At 65.0% G+C, this 17,514-nt stretch carries 14 protein-coding genes and 1 tRNA gene; 7 read left to right on the top strand and 8 right to left on the bottom strand.

Going from position 1 to position 17,514, the window contains the following annotated elements:
- The first annotated feature begins 104 nt into the window (after positions 1-104).
- From RN01_RS03540 to RN01_RS03530, 3 genes are read left to right on the top strand one after another with little or no spacing between them, the layout of a single operon-like run.
- Positions 105-1,526 (top strand): amidase family protein, encoded by a 1,422-nt coding sequence (locus tag RN01_RS03540; protein ID WP_024569232.1) that lies wholly within the window; start codon positions 105-107, stop codon positions 1,524-1,526.
- A gap of 13 nt (positions 1,527-1,539) precedes the next feature.
- On the top strand, positions 1,540-1,749 hold the full coding sequence (locus RN01_RS03535; RefSeq protein ID WP_008641015.1) for a DUF3311 domain-containing protein: 210 nt from the start codon (positions 1,540-1,542) through the stop codon (positions 1,747-1,749).
- A gap of 18 nt (positions 1,750-1,767) precedes the next feature.
- Complete coding sequence (locus tag RN01_RS03530; RefSeq protein WP_011517974.1) at positions 1,768-3,153, top strand: sodium:solute symporter; 1,386 nt, start codon at positions 1,768-1,770, stop codon at positions 3,151-3,153.
- Positions 3,154-3,270: 117 nt separating this feature from the next.
- On the opposite strand, the gene RN01_RS03525 is transcribed toward RN01_RS03530, so the two are convergent.
- From RN01_RS03525 to def, 8 genes are all read right to left on the bottom strand, one after another.
- A tRNA-Phe gene (locus RN01_RS03525) sits at positions 3,271-3,346 on the bottom strand.
- A 57-nt stretch (positions 3,347-3,403) separates the two neighbouring features.
- Positions 3,404-4,120, bottom strand: coding sequence for a response regulator (locus RN01_RS03520; protein ID WP_017512813.1), 717 nt, complete (start codon positions 4,118-4,120; stop codon positions 3,404-3,406).
- Positions 4,121-4,176: 56 nt separating this feature from the next.
- Positions 4,177-6,660 carry a PAS domain-containing sensor histidine kinase gene (locus RN01_RS03515; protein WP_024569233.1) on the bottom strand — a complete coding sequence of 828 codons (2,484 nt, stop codon included), beginning with the start codon at positions 6,658-6,660 and terminating at the stop codon, positions 4,177-4,179.
- On the bottom strand, positions 6,657-7,487 hold the full coding sequence (locus tag RN01_RS03510) for a DUF4390 domain-containing protein (RefSeq protein ID WP_017511099.1): 831 nt from the start codon (positions 7,485-7,487) through the stop codon (positions 6,657-6,659). Before RN01_RS03510 ends, RN01_RS03515 begins: the two co-directional genes overlap by 4 nt.
- Positions 7,488-7,496: 9 nt before the next feature.
- Positions 7,497-8,870, bottom strand: a complete 1,374-nt coding sequence (gene rsmB, locus RN01_RS03505; protein ID WP_017511100.1) for a 16S rRNA (cytosine(967)-C(5))-methyltransferase RsmB — start codon at positions 8,868-8,870, stop codon at positions 7,497-7,499.
- A gap of 145 nt (positions 8,871-9,015) precedes the next feature.
- A complete protein-coding gene (htpX, locus tag RN01_RS03500) occupies positions 9,016-9,876 on the bottom strand; it encodes a zinc metalloprotease HtpX (RefSeq protein WP_008641022.1) in 861 nt (286 codons plus the stop codon).
- A gap of 164 nt (positions 9,877-10,040) precedes the next feature.
- Positions 10,041-11,039, bottom strand: a complete 999-nt coding sequence (gene fmt, locus RN01_RS03495) for a methionyl-tRNA formyltransferase (protein WP_017511101.1) — start codon at positions 11,037-11,039, stop codon at positions 10,041-10,043.
- A gap of 115 nt (positions 11,040-11,154) precedes the next feature.
- A complete protein-coding gene (gene def, locus RN01_RS03490; protein ID WP_011517980.1) occupies positions 11,155-11,661 on the bottom strand; it encodes a peptide deformylase in 507 nt (168 codons plus the stop codon).
- Positions 11,662-11,825: 164 nt separating this feature from the next.
- Between def and RN01_RS03485 the strand changes: the two genes are divergently transcribed.
- From RN01_RS03485 to RN01_RS03470, 4 genes are all read left to right on the top strand, one after another.
- Positions 11,826-13,001 (top strand): LysM peptidoglycan-binding domain-containing protein, encoded by a 1,176-nt coding sequence (locus RN01_RS03485; protein WP_024569234.1) that lies wholly within the window; start codon positions 11,826-11,828, stop codon positions 12,999-13,001.
- A 38-nt stretch (positions 13,002-13,039) separates the two neighbouring features.
- Complete coding sequence (dprA, locus tag RN01_RS03480) at positions 13,040-14,155, top strand: DNA-processing protein DprA (protein ID WP_024569235.1); 1,116 nt, start codon at positions 13,040-13,042, stop codon at positions 14,153-14,155.
- Between the two features lie 36 nt (positions 14,156-14,191).
- Positions 14,192-14,581 carry a thioredoxin family protein gene (locus tag RN01_RS03475; RefSeq protein WP_017511103.1) on the top strand — a complete coding sequence of 130 codons (390 nt, stop codon included), beginning with the start codon at positions 14,192-14,194 and terminating at the stop codon, positions 14,579-14,581.
- Positions 14,582-14,756: 175 nt separating this feature from the next.
- Complete coding sequence (locus RN01_RS03470; RefSeq protein WP_017511104.1) at positions 14,757-17,429, top strand: DNA topoisomerase III; 2,673 nt, start codon at positions 14,757-14,759, stop codon at positions 17,427-17,429.
- The last annotated feature ends 85 nt before the right edge of the window (positions 17,430-17,514 follow it).

Raw genomic sequence — 17,514 nt, 5'->3', positions numbered from 1 at the left:
TATGCATCATAGCGGACTAGTCTTTCTCCGACGTGCCGTCAGCCCCACAGGCGGCCGAACACAAAACTCAAAACACGGAAACAGGAGACAGACGCATGAGCAACGTGAGCAACGAGCTGTGGCGTTGGAGCGCGGCCGAGGCGGCCAGCCAGATCGCAAAGCGCGAGGTATCGTCGGTGGAGGTGGTTGCCAGTAGCCTGGCCCGACTGGACGCGGTCAATCCGTCGATCAATGCCGTCGTCGACGTGCTGGCGTACGAGGCGATGCAGGCAGCGGCCGACGCCGATGCGGCGTTGGCCCGGGGCGAGTTGCTTGGGCCGCTGCATGGCGTTCCCGTGACGGTGAAGGTCAACGTCGACATGGCGGGCCGTGCCACGACCAATGGCGTGGTGGCGTTCCAGGACACGGTGGCCAGCGTGGACAGCCCGGTGGTTGCCAATCTCCGCAAGGCCGGCGCCGTGATCATCGGCCGCACCAACACGCCGGCATTCTCGCTGCGCTGGTTCACTGACAACGACCTGCATGGCCGTACCCTCAATCCGTGGAACGCCAGCCATACACCGGGCGGGTCCAGCGGCGGTGCCTCGGCCGCGGTGGCGGCTGGTATCGGCGCCATCGCGCACGGCAATGACCAGGGCGGCTCGATCCGCTATCCGGCCTATGCCTGCGGTGTTGCCGGGCTGCGCCCGACACAGGGTCTGGTGCCGGCCTTCAATCCCTCGCAGTTGCGTGAGCGCACGATGGGTGCGCAGCTATCGTCCGTGCAGGGGCCGCTGGCGCGCACGGTACGCGACCTGCGTCTGGCGCTGACCGCGATGGCCGCGCCGGACAGCCGTGACCCCTGGCAGGCTTCGGCCTCGGTTGGTAGCGATCACAAGACCTTTCCGACACGCGTTGCCGTCTGCGCGACCCTGCCGGGGTTCACGGCTGACGAAGCGGTCGCGGCCGCCGTAAGGCAGGCGGCTCGCTGGCTCGAGGATGCCGGCTGCGTGATAGAGGAAGTCGTGCCACCTCGATTGCAGGAGGCGACCGACCTGTGGCTGGCACTGACGATGAACGAACTGGCCGCTGGCCTGGGCGACATCATCGAGCGTGACGGCGACGATGCCGTGCGCGCTGCCATCGGCACCCAACGACGTCAGACAGCATCGCTGGATCTCGCCGGATACATGAACGCCCTGGCGCGACGCACCACGCTGCTGCGCGAGTGGCAGCAGTTCTTCGAACGCTACCCGCTGCTGCTGATGCCCGTGTCCTGGCAACGCCCGTTCCTGATCGACGCGGACCGTCAGGGTTCTGATGCCGCGCGCCACATCCTCGACGCGCAGAGTCCGATGCTCGCAACGGCAATTCTCGGCCTGCCCGGGCTGTCCGTGCCCACTGGATTGGCGGGAGGCTTGCCAATGGGTGTGCAACTGGTAGCCGGACGCTTTCAGGAAAGCCTGATCCTGTCCGCCGGCGAGGCCATCGAGGCGCGCTGTGGCGTGATGACGCCGATCGACCCCCAGACGTCGGCCGCGCGCTGAAAGGAGTCCGGTCATGCTCAAGCTACTGATCGGCATCGGCATTCCCTACGTTGGCGTGCTGGGGCTGCTGCCCTGGGTTGCGTCGGTGGACACCTTCGTGCTCGGCGTGCCATTCATCTATGCGTGGATGTTCGCCTGGTTCGTGCTGACGTCGGTGTGCCTCTACGTCTGCTGGCGCTTCTTCGATCGTCCTGTCGACGCCGAGCGTCGGCTGGACGCCTGACTACCGGGAGCCACTCTTATGTCCACAGCGGTTTTCCTCGGCTTCATCGTCCTGTCGCTGTACCTGGCCCTGCGTTCGCGCAAGGGAACGGGGTCGCAAAGCGCTCATGACTTCTTCGTCGCGTCCCGGCAGTTCGGCGCATTCCTCGTGTTCTTCCTGGCGGCTGGCGAGATCTACAGCGTGGCCACGATGGTGGGCTTCGCCGGCGGCATCTACGCGAAGGGGCCGACCTACGGCATCTGGTTCCTGGGCTACATCCTGCTGGCCTATCCGCTTGGATACTTCCTGGCGCCGAAGATCTGGGAGGCCGGCCAGCGCTTCAATGCCATCACACTGGCGGACCTGTTCAAGGGCCACTTCGACAACCGCGCCGTGGAGTTCGTGGTCGCGCTGTCGTCGATCCTGTTCCTGTTGCCGATGGCGCAGCTCCAGTTCACGGGCCTGATCGCCGCGTTCCGGGGGCTGGGCTGGAGCTTCCAGCCGCTCCATCTGGTCCTGATCGCGGCGGTGCTCGCCTTCACGTACATCGCCATTTCCGGCGTGCGTTCGTCGGCCTACGTGGCGGTGCTCAAGGACGTGCTGATGGTGGTGGCGATCGTGGTGACGGGCCTGGCGGTTGCGGGCGAAGTTGGCGTGGCGAAGGTCTTCCACGTGGCGAGCGAGCACGTCAGCAACCGGATGAACGACGAGCAGCTACGTTTTTCGATGAGCACGATCCTGTTCCAGTCGCTCGGCTTCTACATGATGCCGATCTCGGTGCAGTTCATCTACACGGCGAAAAGCGCAGATACGATTCGCCGCACGCAGGTGGCCATGCCGCTGTACATGCTGATGTATCCGTTCCTGGTACTGGCGTCGTACTACGCGCTGACGCGCAGCGACACACTTGCAACGGCGAACGAGGCCTTCTTCGTGGCGGCCACCCACTTGCTGCCCTCCTGGCTACTGGGCCTTGTGGCGGCGGCCGCGGCGCTGTCGGGCCTGCTGGTGCTGACGGGCATGTGTCTGGCGATCGGTCCCATCGTCACGCGCAACCTGCTGCCGCACCTGCCAGAGTCCAGGCAGAAGGCAGGTGCAAAGGGGGTGATCGTCGTGTACCTGATCGTGTCAATCCTGATGACGCTGATGGCGCCGAACCTGATGCTCACGCTGATCAACACCACGTACTACGGCGTGACGCAGTTCCTGCCAGGGATGATCGTCATCCTGTTCTCGCTACGTGTCAGGCCAAGCGCGGTGGTGCTGGGCATCCTGACCGGCCAGTTGATGGCGGTCGTGCTGTATCTCGAGAAGGTGGATCTGGGTGGCATCAACCTGGGACTGCCCTGCCTCGCGGCGAACGTCGTGGTGATGGTGGTGCTGAACCTGCTCCGTACCCCGAAGGGGCTTCAGGCGACGGCGTAGTCGCACAGCAGGCCAGATGCTTGATGGTCGCGGGGTCGGGCATCGCCCGATTCCAACCGGCCAAATGCAGAACGCAAAAAGCAAAACGGACGCCGAAGCGTCCGTTTTGCTTGAATCTGGTGGCCTGGGACGGAATCGAACCGCCGACACAAGGATTTTCAATCCTCTGCTCTACCGACTGAGCTACCGGGCCAAAGAAGCGAAACTATAACTGTGCAAAATTGGTTCGTCAAGCGTTTTGTCGAGCCACTTATTGTTCGGTCGGCTCGGGCTTGTTGCGGCCCAGTTCCACGCCCAGCTGCTTGAGCTTCCGGTACAGGTGGGTACGCTCCAGACCGGTCTTCTCCGCCACACGGGTCATGCTGCCGTGTTCGCGCACCAGGTGGTACTCGAAGTACGCACGCTCGAACAGGTCGCGCGCTTCACGCAGCGGCATGTCGAACGAGAACTGCATTTCACCTTCGGGTACACCGCGTGTGGCCGTGCCGTTCGCGATGGCCTCGGCCGGTACTTCGGCGGTTGCCATCGCGGAGACCGCGGCTTCGCCCGTGCTGACGGCGGCAGGTGCGGCCACCACGGAAGGCGCGGTGCGTGGGCGCTCGACGCCACGGGCCAGCCCTGCCTCGACGGCGGACAGCAGCTTCTGCAGCGCGATCGGCTTCTCAAGGAAGTTGAGCGCGCCGATCTTGGTGGCTTCGACGGCCGTGTCGATCGTCGCATGGCCGGACATCATGATGACCGGCATGGTCAGGAAGCCCTGTGCCGACCACTCCTTGAGCAGCGTCACGCCGTCTGTATCTGGCATCCAGATATCGAGCAGCACCAGGTCCGGCGTCGCGCCTGCACGGAACTCGCGTGCCTGCTGGGCGTTCTCCGCCACTTCGACCACGTGGCCTTCGTCGCTCAGGATTTCCGAGAGCAGCTCCCGGATACCCATTTCGTCATCGACTACGAGGATGGTTGCCATACGTTCCTCTTAACCCCACCGCAGCGTCACCGGACGCTGCCGGTGCGCAAGATTGACTATGCCAGCTTAACGAACAGGATCGAGATCTGAGCGCCAATGATCTCGGTGCCGTTCATGCGATTGCGCACCTCGATGCGTGCGCCATGTTCGTCAATGATCTTTTTCACCATCGCCAGCCCGAGACCCGTGCCCTTGGCCTTCGTGGTCACATAGGGTTCGAACGCGCGGCTCAGAATCCGTGGTGCGAAGCCGGGGCCATTGTCCGCTATGGACAGCTTGACGGCTTGCCGGTCTTCGCCGGCAGAATCTTTGTATTCTACAGTCTCGGTGTGCAGAGTGATATGGGGCGCCGCCCTACCGGCCGCAACGTTCTCCGCCACCGCATCCTGGGCATTTTGCAACAGGTTGTGAATCACTTGCCTGAGTTGGGTCGGATCGCCTTTGATTTCAGGCATATCCGTGTCCAGCGTCGGATGGATCACGGGGTGCTCGTGCACGGCAGGGTCATCGATGCCGTAGAGATGCAGGACTTCCGACACCAGGCCGTTGAGCGGCAGCGACTGCATCACAGCCGGCGGCGTGCGCGCGTAGTCGCGGAAATCATCGACCATGCGCTTCATCGCTGCCACCTGGTTGACGATTGTCGCCGCCCCACGTTTCAGTACTTCGGCATCCGACGTCTCAAGTTTAGGGGACAGCTTCATCTGCAGCCGTTCCGCCGATAGCTGGATCGGTGTCAGCGGATTCTTGATCTCGTGGGCAAGACGGCGCGCCACTTCTCCCCAGGCCACCGAACGCTGTGCCGAGATCACGTCGGAGATATCGTCGAACACCACTACGTAGCCCGGTTCGTCATGGCTGCCGCCAGGAAGATGCGCGCCGCGAACCAGCAGTGTGAGCGGCTGCTCCTCGTCGCCCTGCGGCAACTCGATCTGCTTCTGCCAGTGCTGCGCGCCACCCAGGACCTCGCTGGTGGTCTGCTCGGAAAATGCCTGACGCACTATCTCCGCGAAGTCGTTCATGCCGGGGATCTGTTCCACCGGGTGGCCCAGCACACCGTTGAGCGGCTGGCGGAAGATGCGCTCGGCGCCGGGGTTGGTGGTGATCAGCACAAAGCGCCGGTCGAACACGAGCACACCTGCGGTCAGATTCCGCAGCACGCTTTCCAGATACGCCTTCGACTGCTCAAGCGCACTGCGATTCTCTTCCACGGCGATGCGCGCTTCAGCAAGCTGGCGCGTCATCTGGTTGAACTGCTGGGTCAGCATCCCGAGTTCGTCACGGCTTTTGAGTTCACGCTTGGGAGAGAGGTCGCCCTCCGCCACTTCCTTCGTGCCCTGCAGCAGCATCAGCAGCGGGCGGGCTAGCTGGCCGCCCAGCAGCAGCGCCAGCATCACGGCGATGAACACGGCGAGGAACAGCGTCAGCGTCAGCGTGCCAATGTACATCTTGCGCAGGCCGGTGCGGCCCAGCGCCTTTTCCTGATATTCCTGATAGGCCCGCTGGACCTCGTCGGCATTGCGCGCGAGCACGCCAGGTACCGGGTGCAGGACCTGCAGGTATCGCTCCTCGCGCACAGTGTCGCCCACCAGGCCGAAGCCCGTGGCGGGCGCATCCTCGGGGCGGCGCTCCACGGACAGGCCCGAACCTGCCCAACGACTACTCGGCACGGGCAGGCCGAGTTTTGGCGGGGGATGCTGGGTACGCGCCGCCGCGGCTACGGCAGCGCTTGCAGTGGCCTGTGCCTGATCGTCGGAGGCTGCCGCGCTCGGCGCGGGCCCCAGCGGAATGATCACGCGCAGCCGGTAGAGATGGCTGCTATCGACATTGGGCTGCGGTTTGTCGCCAGTCGACGGATCGGTGCCACCCTCCACCGCCGCATAGCCTCCGGCCATGCGCGCCTGCTCTGCCAGCACGCCGGATGGCAGGTCCGGCACCAGCGACGCATAGCTGCTTGACGCCGTTGCCAGCACGCGTCCGCTGCCGGTGAAGATCGCGGCTTCCTGTACGCCGTACTGCTCGCGCAGGCGGTTCAGTTGCAGTGACGTTGCCATGCCGCTCGAGCCGGTCAGCTGGTCGGCCATCAAGCGTGCCTTGCCCTGCAGGTCGGCCAACTGGCTGTCGATGGTGGAGCGGCCGAGATTGAGGCCGGCCTCGAGCGCGGTTTCCACGCGCACGTCGAACCACGACTCGATACTGCGGGAAACGAACTGCAGCGAGACCAGATAGATCAGAACGCCCGGCAATACGCCCACCACGCCGAAGAACACGGCCAGCTTCGACATCAGCCGCGTGCCGAACTTGCCGCGGCGATAGCGCAGCCAGAGCGTCAGCGCGAGCGCGCCCACGGTCAGCACCAGCAAGGCGCCGACGACGAGATTGATCTTGAAGAGCAGCGTGAAATAGCGGTCGAAGAACTCGGTATTGGCCGAGGCTCCGGCTAGCAGTCCCACCAGCACCAACGCCAGGAAGACGATGATGCCCACCACGACGCGATAGAGCAGGCGTCGGAATCTGCTGTCCCACGGATTGCCGTTCATGGCTGGCTGACCGGCTGGACCAGTTGGTTCGTGGACAACGCGTTCGACAGCGTCTGCGAGAACTGCGTGCGTGGTTCTCCGCTGACGGCCGAAGCGGGCGTTGGTGACGAGCCGGGCATGGCCGGCGGTGCGGGTGGCGCAACGGGCGGCGGTGCTACCGGGGCCGGCGGCGGCGGCGCGTCGAGGTTGGTCGGCACCGTGTAGTTGAAGCGCTTCCACTCCGACGACAGGTTCCACTCACGCGTATTTACGGCGTTGATCTGGAACGGCTTCGGTAGCTGGGAAAGGTCCAGGCGCATCCGTGTCTCGGCGTGATAGGTCTCGCCGAGCCTGACCTGGTTGCGTTCGAACACCCGCCAGCCGCGTACCTGCTGGATGAACTGCAGCGCGCTCTTGAGACGGCTGAACGGCAATTGCAGGCCACCGGTCGATACGCGGTACTGGCGCGTCAACGGCTGATAGGAAATGCGCACCGTGCGCATGGTGTTGACCGGCTTCTCGTCGAACCAGTACCAGCGTGGGCGCGTGAGCTGGAAGTCGACGACGAAATAGAGCGAGATGCCCTTGTGCAGGGCGTCTTCCAGCGCGGGCGGCAGGTCGAAGTCGAACGACGCGGCGAGATCGAACCCGCCGTCCTGGTACTCGATGCGAGCCTCGGTGGTCTCGATGAGCTGCGCCGATGCATGCGGGGCAAGCACCATCAGCATCAGCATCATCACCGTGGCCGCGCACCATGCGCGGAGTGTGTTCACCAGCGAGTCAGCCGGGCACTCGCGCAACGCGTGACCGGGGGCACGTAGGTCGAACAGGCGCGGCGTGCTCAGCATCGGTGGAATTCAGGCGCGTTTCTGGAAGCGGGCGTAGTAGAAGCCATCGTGATCCGATGGCAGGCTTGGCTGGCCGGCCATGTCGGTGCCGGCCGTCTCCTGCGCCTTCGTGCCGGGCAGGAGCTGCCCGGGCGCCTGCAATCGTATCGCATCTGGGAGCTGGGCACCAAACCAGAGCGCCTGCTCCTCGCCCTCCGTTGGGAAAATAGAACAGGTCACATAGACCAGAATGCCGCCTGGCTTAAGAAGCGACCACAATTGCGACACGATGCGACGTTGCTCATTGACAAGCTTCGTGATGTCCGATTCGCGGCGCAGCCAGCGGATATCGGGATGGCGTCGGACGATGCCCGACGCCGAGCACGGCACATCGGCCAGAATGCGGTCGAACTGCTGGCCATCCCACCAGTCCTTCGGGCGGCTGGCATCGCCAACGATGACCTCGGCACGCTGGTCCAGGCGGGCCAGATTCTCGTGAATGCGCGCGGCTCGCTCCGCATCGCTCTCCACGGCGGTCACATGGATATCGGCCAGTTCGAGCAGATGGCCGGTCTTGCCTCCGGGGGCCGCGCAGGCGTCCAGCACGCGCATCCCGTCGGCAACCTCGCAGAGCGGCGCGGCAAGCTGGGCGCCGGCATCCTGTACTGAGACATCGCCGGTGGCGAAACCTGGCACTTGCGAAACCGGAAATGCCCGAACCAGCCGCACGGCCTGAGGGCCGATGGCGGTGCCCGCCATGCCCGCGTTGGCCAGTTCCTTCAGGTATTCGTCGACCGACAGGCGCTTGGTGTTGACGCGCAACGTCATTGGCGGGCGGGCATTGACGCTCTCCGCCAATGCCATCCATCGATCCGGGTATGCGGCGCGGAGTTGCTCAAGCCACCACGTGGGCAGGTTCCAGCGTGCTTCCTCGTCCTTGGCGATCGCGTCCATCAGGGCCTTGCGCTCACGCAGGAACCGGCGCAGTACTGCGTTGACGAGCCCGCGCGCGTGGGCGGTCTTCGGCTCCGAGGCTGCCGCGCTGACGGCCTGATCGACGACGGTGAAGTCGGAGTAGCCGCCGCGTCCGACCTTGCTCCGATCGCCTTCCTCGCCTTCGAGCAGCAGCGCGAGCGCCACGGCCAGCAGGGAATCGACCAGCGCGCCGGGAGGGCGGGTGACCAGTTGCGTCACCAGGGCGCGCGTGGCGCCGAACTGCCGAACCGTGCGATAGGCCAGGTCCTGGATGGCGCCACGCGTCGCGGCATCGCGCACGCGGTCCAGGCGCAGAAGGTTGGTGGCGTCCTCGATGGCCTGCGGCAGGGCCGTGCCTTCGTGGACGCCGCGTACTGCAGCGGCGGCGCCGAGCATCTGGAAGGCAAGGGAATCTGGTGGCAGGCGCATGGGAAATACCGGAAATCTGCAAAAAACGGGTGGTACGGGCCGTCGGGCGCGTGCGGATACGAAAAAGCCCGCCGGCTCCTGACGGAACACAGCGGGCAGTTTACCCGTTACCGGGCATGAGCCCCCGGAAACGTGGCAATGCGCGTCAGGCCGGGTAGGTGCCGGTCTGCGCCATCTGCATCAGGCGCGCGATCCGTTCTTCCGTGGCGGGGTGGGTCGAGAACAGGTTCGCGATCCCGCCGCCCGAGAGCGGGTTCATGATCATCATCTGCGCCGTGGCCGGATGCTCCTCGGCGGCCTGGAACGGAATGCCCTGTGCGTAGCGATGGATCTTGTCGAGCGCGCTGGCCAGGGCCTGCGGGTCTCCGCTGATCTCCGCGCCGCCGCGGTCAGCCTCGAATTCGCGTGCCCGCGAGATCGCCATCTGGATCAGCGATGCCGCCAGCGGCGCCAGGATCGCCACGGCGATGGCGGCAATCGGATTCGAGCGGTTGCCGTTCTCGTCGCGCCCGCCGAAGAACATCGCCATATTGGCCAGCGCGGAAATGGCACCAGCCATCGTCGCGGCGATGGTCGAGGTCAGGATGTCGCGATGCTTCACGTGCGCGAGTTCGTGGGCCATCACGCCGCGCAGTTCGCGGTCCGAGAGCACCCGCAGGATGCCCGTGGTGGCGGCCACCGCGGCGTGTTCGGGATTGCGGCCCGTGGCAAACGCGTTTGGCGCGTCCTCGTTGATCAGGTACACGCGCGGCATCGGCAGGCCGGCACGCTGCGAAAGCTCGTGCACCATGTTGTAGAACTGCGGCGCGGTGCTGGCATCCACTTCCTGCGCGTTGTACATGCGCAGAACCATCTTGTCCGAGAACCAGTAGGAGAAGAAGTTCATGCCGAGCGCGATCAGCAGGGCGAATGTCATGCCGTTGCGTCCGCCGATCATGCCGCCGATCACAACGAACAGCGCCGTGATCGCGGCCATCAGCATGAAGGTCTTGACCCAGTTGAACATGGCTTGATCTCCAGATCGTCTGTCAGTCGCGTGCCACGCCCCTGCGTGGACACGATAACGGTTAGATAGGGTGCGAACCGTGGAAATTCAATGCCGGAGGCGACGTTTTACGCATTGTGATAACCCGGCGTCACATTGCTGCGACGCTCGCCACGCAGTGCCCGCTAGGCGCCGGCAATCAGGCAGCGCGTTCCCGGTGGCAGCGGCATGGCCTGCAGGAACTGTTGCGCCGGCTGGCGCCGGCCGCCGGGCTTCTGCAGCTCGGTGACCTGCAGGGCGCTGCCATTGCCGCAGGCGATGATCACGCCGGCTGTGTCGGCGGCCAGGATCGTACCCGGGGGATGCGGCAGGCTCGTGGCGGCAGCCAGCGGCAGCGCCTGCCAGCACTTGATGACGGTGTCGCCCACTTGTACCGTGGCGCCCGGGAACGGATTGAAGGCGCGGATCTGGTTCGCCAGTTCGGTGGCCGGGCGCGTCAGGTCGAGCGGTGCCTCATCCTTGGCGATCTTTTCCGCGTAGGTGACGCCGGCTTCGGGCTGCGGCGTGGCGGTGAGCGGCTGGCCCGCGGCGAGCTGGCGCAGCGCGTCCACGATCATGCGTCCGCCGAGCGCGGCCAGTGTGTCATGCAGCGTGCCGGTACTGTCCTGGGGGCCGATCGGCGTGGACTCGCGCGACAGCATCGCGCCGGTGTCGAGCCCCTCGTCCATCTGCATCAGCGTGATGCCGGTCTCCGGGTCCCCCGCCTCGATCGCGCGGTGGATCGGCGCGGCGCCGCGCCACCGCGGCAGCAGCGAGGCATGGATATTCAGGCAGCCATGACGCGGCAACTCAAGGACTTCGGCCGGCAGAATCAGCCCGTAGGCGGCCACCACCATCACATCGGGCGCGATTTCCGCGAGCGTGTCGACGGCCGCGCCGGCTTCCTCCGGATACTTGCCCTGGCGGCGCAACGAGCGTGGCTGCAGCACTGGGCCCAGGCCGGCCTCGACGGCAAACTGTTTGACCGGGCTGGCCTGCAATTGCATGCCGCGGCCGGCGGGCCGGTCTGGCTGGGTCAGCACGGCGACCACCGGAAATCCGGCAGCGTGAATGGCCTCAAGGGCGACGCGCGCGAATTCCGGCGTTCCCGCAAAAGCGACGCGCAGTGGCTGGGCTTGGGTCATGACGATATTCCGCAATGAAAACGACACCGGCCGCATAGCGGCCGGGTACGTATGTGTTCTTCGGAAGCTGTAACCTTAGCAGAGGCGTTTCCGCTTCCGCGCGATTGTTACATCCTTACATGCGCGAGCGCACGCGCTTCTGGAGCTTGCTCTTGATGCGTTGGAGCTTGAGTGGCGACAGATATTCCACGAATACCTTGCCATCGAGGTGATCGATCTCGTGCTGTATACATACAGCGAGCAGATCGTCGGCGTCGAGCTCGAACGCTTCGCCCTTCTCGTCGAGCGCGCGTACCTTGACGCGATCCGGGCGCTCCACGCGGTCATAGACTTCGGGCACCGACAGGCAGCCCTCTTCCCATACCTTGCGGTTCTCGCTGGCCCAAGTGACCTCGGGGTTGATGAACACCATCAACTCGTCGCGGCTCTCGGAAATGTCGATCACGATCACGCGCTCGTGCACGTCCACTTGCGTCGCGGCCAGGCCAATGCCGGGCGCTTCGTACATGGTTTCGGCCATGTCTTTCACGAGCTGGCGGATGCGGTCGTCCACCACCTCCACGGGCTTGGCCACTTTGTGCAGGCGAGGATCGGGGTAGGTGAGGATGTCGAGTTTTGCCATGATGCTCGGGCGCAACGCCGGGTGCTGTCCACGGTCCGGCCGCCGTTGCGGCGACCGGGGTTTCCATGCAGAATCGGGGCGCTAGTACAAAAATTCAAGGCGCGCCGCAGCAGGCACGCTCTACCTAGGGTCAATCCGGTCGTTCTCCCGACCGGTTCAGGAAAATGCGCGATCTTACCAAAGAACAGGCGGCGTCGGGCCGCAGGCTGCACGCGTTCACCCTCGCCATCTTGAGTGTCGCAGGGATCACAACTGGGATGACCATGGCGGTTCAGGCCGCTGACCTGAGCGTCTCGCCGGTCCAGCTTGCGGAGGCCGATCGCACGGCACAGCAGGGCATCCCCGTTGCCGACCTCTCGCCCAATGCGCCCAGTCAGTATACGGTGCGTTCGGGCGACACGCTTTGGGGCATTTCCGGACAGTACCTGCGCCAGCCCTGGCGCTGGCCCCAGCTGTGGGGCATGAATCGGCAGCAGGTCCACAATCCTCACCTGATCTATCCGGGCCAGATTCTTTATCTGGTCCAGCGCGATGGCCGCGCCTACCTGTCCACCAACCCTCCGGGCGGTGCCAGCGGCGACGTCCGCCTGTCCCCGCGCATTCGCGGGAATGGCGGCGACGGCGAGGCCATCCAGAGCATTGCCTCCAGCGATATCGAGCCGTTCCTGATCCGTCCGCTCGTCGTTGACCAGGGCACGGTGGATACCTCGGCGCGCATCGTCGCTCTGCCCGACGCCCGTGTCTATATGGGGCGCGGTGACATGGCCTACGCGCGTGGCATTGCGCCGGCCGACGCCTCGCTCGGCAGCGACTGGCAGGCATTCCGGCCGGCCAGCCCCGTGCTTGATCCGGTCACCGGCCGGGTAATCGGCTTCGAGGCGGCTTACGAAGGCAGCGTGCGCGTGACGCGCGGACCCGAGGGCCCCAACGCGGTGACCACGGTCCAGGCCACCCAGTCCCTGCAGGAAATCGGTCCGGGATCGCTGCTGCTGCCGCAGCCGCAGCGCGAACTGATCCGCTATGTGCCGCATGCTCCCGATGGTGAAGTCGAGGGACGTGTCGCCGCCGTGTATGGCGGCGTGCGCTATGGCGGCGCCAAGCAGATCGTGGTGCTCAACATTGGCGCCAACGCCGGTCTGGAGCCGGGCCACGTGCTGGCGCTCTCGAGCGATGGCGGCCACGTCGCCGATCCGACCGATGGCAATCGCGCTATCGAGTTGCCCGATGATCGCTACGGTCTCGCGTATGTCTATCGCGTGTTCCCGGGCGTTGCGTACGCGCTGGTGACCGACGCGTCCAACGTGATGAAGGTTGGCGATATCGCCTCGACGCCGCGCTGACCAGGGCGCGTGCCCTGCCACGCGCCGCATCGTTGCCGATGACCGATTCGACTCGCGATCCCGCCGAGGTCGCAGCCTGGCTGCGGCTGACGGCGACGCCGGGCGTCAGCGCACTGGCCGGACGACGCCTGCTGGCGAAGTTCGGCCTGCCGCAGACTGTGCTCGCCCAGAACCTGGCAAGCCTGCGTGAAGTGGTGGATGCCAAGGTGGCGTGTGTATTGAACGCGCCGCCGGATGCCGCCATGTCGGCGTTGATCGACCGCACGGTTGCGTGGTTGGCCGATGCCCGCCATGCCATGGTCACGATGGCCGATGCCGGTTACCCGGCGGGGCTGCTCGATCTGGCCGACCCTCCCCTGCTGCTCTATATCAATGGAGACACTGCCCGTCTGGCCGGCCCAGCGCTTGGCATGGTCGGCGCGCGCAAGGCGACAACGCAAGGCGCGCGCGATGCCCAGGCGTTTGCATCGGCGTTTTCCAATGCCGGATGGACAGTGGTGTCCGGCCTTGCGCTTGGCATCGACGCCGCAGCCCACGCCGGGGCACTTGAGGGGCGGGGCGGCACCGTGGCAGTGATCGGGACGGGCGCCGACATCGTCTACCCGGGCAGGCATCATGCTCTGGCACATCGGATCGTCGACGCGGGCGGTGCCATCGTCAGCGAGTTTGCATTGGGCACGCCCGGGTTGCCGAACCACTTTCCGCGCCGCAACCGTATCATCGCGGCCCTGTCTCGCGGCGTGCTGGTGGTGGAAGCGGCGGAGCGGTCGGGTTCGCTGATCACGGCGCGGCTGGCGTCCGAGATCGGCAGGGAGGTATTCGCGATGCCGGGATCGATCCATGCCGAGCTGGCCCGAGGCTGCCACAAGCTGATCCGTCAGGGGGCCAAGCTGGTCGAGACACCGGCCGACGTGTTCGAGGAGTTCGGCGATCCGGGCGGGGCGGCTTCAGTCGCTCCGGTACCCGTACCCGATTCGGCGCCAGCGCCAGGTGATCCGTTCGGCGCCGCCCTCGCCTATGATCCTGTCACGTTCGATGCGTTGTGCGAGCGGTCTGGTCTCGCGCCGCATGTGGCGGCGACAATGCTTCTGGAGCTTGAGCTTGGGGGGACGGTCGAACGCATGGCCGGCAATCGTTACCGACGTCTGGCATGATCCGCGGTATCGCAACCGTCTCATTTTTTGCGCGCAATGACCGTTTACTTCCCCGAGCGAGATCTCGCAGGCATCCGTCAGGCTTTGGCGGCGCGCCCAGGCGGCCGTCTGGTTGCGTGCCTGTGCGCAGACTGGTGTGGGACCTGCAAGGAATATGTGAGCGGGTTTGCGGCGTTGGCGGCACGCTATCCGGACGACTGTTTTGTTTGGGTCGATATCGAAACCCATGCCGATCGGCTGGGTGAGGACATCGATATCGAAAACTTTCCTACTGTATTGATTCAGCCCATTGCCGGAGGGGCACCGCACTTTTACGGAACGGTGTTGCCCCACCTGGAAGTTCTGGACCGGATGCTGGCGCGTGGCAGCGCAATGCCGGCAACGGCGTCGGAGATTCCTCAAGTGCTCGACTGGTTGCTTGGGTAGGAAGTCGGCCGGCGTTGCGTGGTGCCGCGTTTGGGCGCGGCATCAGCTTGCACCGTCGTCCGAACCGCGCTTATTATTGGCGCCTCAAAGCCCAGCCGTGCTGTTTACATAGTTTGTCGTGAATTTCAAGAGGCGCGCACTGCCCTTGCGCAGTGGTGCCACAAGGACCCGTTGAATGTCTAAAGCCCTCATCATCGCGGAAAAGCCATCGGTCGCCGCCGATATCGCGCGCGCCCTCGGGGGCTTTACCAAGCACGACGAGTATTTCGAGAGCGACGACTACGTGCTGTCCTCGGCCGTCGGTCACTTGGTAGAGATCGCGGCGCCCGACGATTACGAGGTGAAGCGTGGCAAGTGGAGCTTCGCCAATCTGCCGGTGATCCCGCCGCACTTCGATCTGCGCCCGATCGCCAAGACCGAGTCGCGCCTCAAGGTGCTGAACCGCCTGATCAAGCGCAAGGACGTGACCGCACTGATCAATGCCTGTGACGCGGGGCGCGAAGGGGAACTGATCTTCCGACTGATCGCCCAGCAGGCCAAGGCCAAGCAGCCGGTGCGCCGCCTGTGGCTGCAGTCGATGACGCCGCAGGCCATCCGCGACGGGTTTGCCGCGCTGCGCGAGGACGAGGAAATGCTCCCGCTGGCCGACGCGGCCCGCTGCCGTTCCGAAGCCGACTGGCTGGTCGGCATCAACGGCACGCGCGCCATGACGGCCTTCAACAGCAAGGGCGGCGGCTTCTTCCTGACCACCGTGGGCCGGGTACAGACGCCGACGCTGTCGATCGTGGTCGAGCGCGAGGAGAAGATCAAACACTTCGTCCCCCGCGACTACTGGGAGGTGCGGGCCGAGTTCATCGCCGCCGCGGGCCTCTACGAAGGCCGCTGGTTCGACCCGAAGTTCAAGAAGAACGAGTTCGATCCCGAGGCGCGCGACTCGCGCTTGTGGAGCGAGGCGGAAGCCAAGAGCATCGTGGCGGCCTGCCGTGACAAGCAAGGCACGGTCACCGAGGAATCCAAGCCGTCGACGCAGCAGTCGCCTGCCCTGTTCGACCTGACCACGCTGCAGCGCGAAGCCAACTCGCGCTTCGGATTCTCGGCCAAGAACACGCTGGGCCTGGCCCAGGCGCTGTACGAAAAGCACAAGGTGCTGACGTACCCGCGTACCGACGCGCGCGCGCTGCCGGAGGACTACCTGGACACGGTCAAGCAGACCATGGACATGCTGGCCGACAGCTCGCCGAACTATCTGCCGCACGCGAAGAAAATTCTGTCGAGCGGCTGGGTGAAGCCGAACAAGCGGATCTTCGACAACAGCAAGATCAGCGATCACTTCGCTATCATCCCGACCCTGCAGGCGCCCAAGAACCTGTCCGAGCCCGAGCAGAAGCTGTACGACCTGGTCGTGCGACGCTTCCTGGCCGTGTTCTTCCCGACCGCCGAGTTCCAGGTGACCACGCGGATCACCGAGGTTGCCGGCCACCACTTCAAGACCGAGGGCAAGATCCTGGTCAATCCGGGCTGGCTGGTGATCTACGGCCGCGAGGCGCAGGGCAAGGACGACAAGGACGCCAACCTGGTGCCGGTGCAGAAGGACGAGAAGGTCAAGACCGACAAGGTCGAGTCCGTCGGCCTGACCACGCGCCCGCCGGCCCGCTATAACGAAGCGACGCTGCTGTCGGCCATGGAAGGTGCCGGCAAGCTCGTGGACGACGATGCGCTACGCGAGGCGATGGCAGGCAAGGGCCTGGGCACGCCGGCCACGCGCGCGGCCATCATCGAAGGCCTGCTGGCTGAGAAGTATCTGGTCCGCGAAGGCCGCGAGCTGATTCCCACGGCCAAGGCGTTCCAGCTGATGACGCTGTTGCGCGGGCTGGGTGTGGAGGAACTGACCCAGGCCGAGCTGACGGGTGAGTGGGAACACAAGCTGTCGCAGATCGAGCGCGGACGTCTCAAGCGTGACGAGTTCATGCGCGAGATCGCGCAGATGACGCAGCAGATCGTCAAGCGTGCCAAGGAATACGACAACGACACGATTCCAGGCGATTACGCGACGCTCGACACGCCGTGCCCGCAGTGCGGTGGCCAGGTCAAGGAGAACTACCGCCGCTTCGCCTGCACGGCCTGCGAATTCTCGATCAGCAAGATCCCTGGCGGCCGCCAGTTCGAGATCGAGGAAGTCGAGGAACTGCTGCTGAAGAAGGAAATCGGCCCGTTGCAGGGATTCCGCAGCAAGATGGGTCGGCCGTTCGCGGCCATCCTGAAGTTGGCCAAGGATGACGACGGCAACTGGAAGATGGAGTTCGACTTCGGCCAGAACGACGACGAAGGCGATGGCGAACCGGTGGACTTCAGCGAGCAGACTCCGGTCGGCAAGTGTCCGAAGTGCGGCGGCTCGGTCTACGAGCACGGGATGAAGTACGTCTGCGAGAACGCCGTGGGCAGTGCGAAATCGTGCGACTTCACCAGCGGCAAGATCATCCTGCAGCAGGAAATCTCGCGTGAGCAGATCGGCAAGCTGCTGACGGATGGCAAGACCGACCTGCTGACTGGCTTCAAGTCGTCGCGTACGGGCCGCAACTTCAAGGCTTTCCTGGTCAAGCAGCCGGACGGCAAGATCGGTTTCGAGTTCGAGGCGCGTGAACCCAAGGCGGGCGCGGCGGCCAAGACTGCGAAGCCTGCGGCGAAGTCGGCGGCCAAGGCTGAGTCGGCGCCTGCAAAGGTGGCCGCCAAGAAGGCGCCGGCTAAGAAGGCCGCCACGAAGACGGCGACAAAGACGGCTGCTACGAAGACGGCTGCTGCCAAGAAGACGCGCGCAACCACAAAGCAGACAGCCGACGCCGAAGAGTAATCACTCACCTTCTGGCATCACGGGAAGGTAAAACGGCGGGGCGTGAGCCCCGCCGTTTTCATTTTGCCGCGGTCATCTGCGGCTT

Origin of the sequence: Cupriavidus sp. SHE (assembly GCF_000812445.1) — a bacterium.
Lineage (GTDB): Bacteria > Pseudomonadota > Gammaproteobacteria > Burkholderiales > Burkholderiaceae > Cupriavidus > Cupriavidus metallidurans.
The sequence above is the reverse complement of the archived record's forward strand: the minus strand, read 5'-3'. Positions and strand labels throughout refer to the sequence as shown.

Excerpts from the sequence above, each read along its gene's own strand:
- RN01_RS03535 (WP_008641015.1), top strand. The coding sequence starts at position 1,540 with ATGCTCAAGCTACTGATCGGCATCGGCATTCCCTACGTTGGCGTGCTG.
- RN01_RS03530 (WP_011517974.1), top strand. The coding sequence starts at position 1,768 with ATGTCCACAGCGGTTTTCCTCGGCTTCATCGTCCTGTCGCTGTACCTG.
- RN01_RS03520 (WP_017512813.1), bottom strand. The coding sequence starts at position 4,120 with ATGGCAACCATCCTCGTAGTCGATGACGAAATGGGTATCCGGGAGCTG.
- RN01_RS03515 (WP_024569233.1), bottom strand. The coding sequence starts at position 6,660 with ATGAACGGCAATCCGTGGGACAGCAGATTCCGACGCCTGCTCTATCGC.
- RN01_RS03510 (WP_017511099.1), bottom strand. The coding sequence starts at position 7,487 with ATGCTGAGCACGCCGCGCCTGTTCGACCTACGTGCCCCCGGTCACGCG.
- rsmB (WP_017511100.1), bottom strand. The coding sequence starts at position 8,870 with ATGCGCCTGCCACCAGATTCCCTTGCCTTCCAGATGCTCGGCGCCGCC.
- htpX (WP_008641022.1), bottom strand. The coding sequence starts at position 9,876 with ATGTTCAACTGGGTCAAGACCTTCATGCTGATGGCCGCGATCACGGCG.
- fmt (WP_017511101.1), bottom strand. The coding sequence starts at position 11,039 with ATGACCCAAGCCCAGCCACTGCGCGTCGCTTTTGCGGGAACGCCGGAA.
- def (WP_011517980.1), bottom strand. The coding sequence starts at position 11,661 with ATGGCAAAACTCGACATCCTCACCTACCCCGATCCTCGCCTGCACAAA.
- RN01_RS03485 (WP_024569234.1), top strand. The coding sequence starts at position 11,826 with ATGCGCGATCTTACCAAAGAACAGGCGGCGTCGGGCCGCAGGCTGCAC.
- dprA (WP_024569235.1), top strand. The coding sequence starts at position 13,040 with ATGACCGATTCGACTCGCGATCCCGCCGAGGTCGCAGCCTGGCTGCGG.
- RN01_RS03475 (WP_017511103.1), top strand. The coding sequence starts at position 14,192 with ATGACCGTTTACTTCCCCGAGCGAGATCTCGCAGGCATCCGTCAGGCT.
- RN01_RS03470 (WP_017511104.1), top strand. The coding sequence starts at position 14,757 with ATGTCTAAAGCCCTCATCATCGCGGAAAAGCCATCGGTCGCCGCCGAT.